The sequence below is a fragment of the Mesorhizobium sp. M7A.F.Ca.CA.001.08.2.1 genome, assembly GCF_003998455.1.
In the GTDB taxonomy this organism is placed as follows: Bacteria; Pseudomonadota; Alphaproteobacteria; order Rhizobiales; family Rhizobiaceae; genus Mesorhizobium; species Mesorhizobium ciceri.
Genome location: NZ_RZPW01001326.1, coordinates 1 through 764, shown reverse-complemented (window position 1 = coordinate 764; position 764 = coordinate 1). Strand labels below are relative to the sequence as shown.

The 764-nt window shown below is 65.8% G+C and carries 1 protein-coding gene and 1 riboswitch; the gene reads right to left on the bottom strand.

The features are described 5' to 3' along the window. Positions 1-520 (bottom strand): thiamine diphosphokinase (locus EN914_RS37170; RefSeq protein ID WP_127389771.1); only part of this gene is annotated, 520 nt, incomplete at its 3' end. Positions 521-607: 87 nt separating this feature from the next. Further along, positions 608-722: riboswitch (TPP riboswitch) on the top strand. The last annotated feature ends 42 nt before the right edge of the window (positions 723-764 follow it).

The following is a 764-nucleotide window of genomic DNA, read 5'->3' as shown; positions in this document are numbered from 1 at the left end:
GAGCGAGCGGCCATTTGGCGCCGGTGACGGTCAGGCCGTCGAGCTCGGAAAAGCCGAGCACCGAAAACAGCGTGCCGTCGGCATAGTCGAAGCCGGCCGTTCCGCGCAGCAGGGGGATGCCTTCCTGGGCGCCGCTGGTCAAAAGCACATCGGTCCCTGCTTCGGCCAGGCGCAAGGCAAGCGCCAGATGCAGAAAAGCGTGGTCGGCGCGCTTGCCGCCAAAGGCGCCGGCAAGCACCAGGCGGGTCGCGCCGCGCTCCAGTGCGGCGGCGATGGCCAGTTCGCCATCGGTCTGGTCTTTTTCGGCCGGGAAGGTCCGGCGCGGCACGGAAGCGAGATCGTCCGGCAGGTTCGCCGGCACGGAATCGAAATCACCCACCCACAGCTCCGGCACGAGACCCAGCAACCGCGCATGACCGATGCCGGCGTCGGCGGCGATGACGCGGGAGCCTTTGACCTGACGGTCGAGCCGTGGCGTACGGATGAGATCGCCGCCAAGCAGGATGGTGAATGTGCTCATATCGTGTGGCCCTTATCAGCCCGGCACGGGAAACGGAAGGCGGCAAACTCCCGCTTGCATGGCGGATCGGCCCGGCCTATGTGTCGAAACGCTCTAACGGGGTGCCGGACGCGATCTTCGCGGACCGGCTGAGAGGCAGTCTCGCCAACCCGCTGAACCTGATCCGGTTTGTACCGGCGGAGGGATTAGACGTTTCGGACAGTCCGACGCCTCAATTCCTTTCAATTCGAACGAAGGAGGCGCC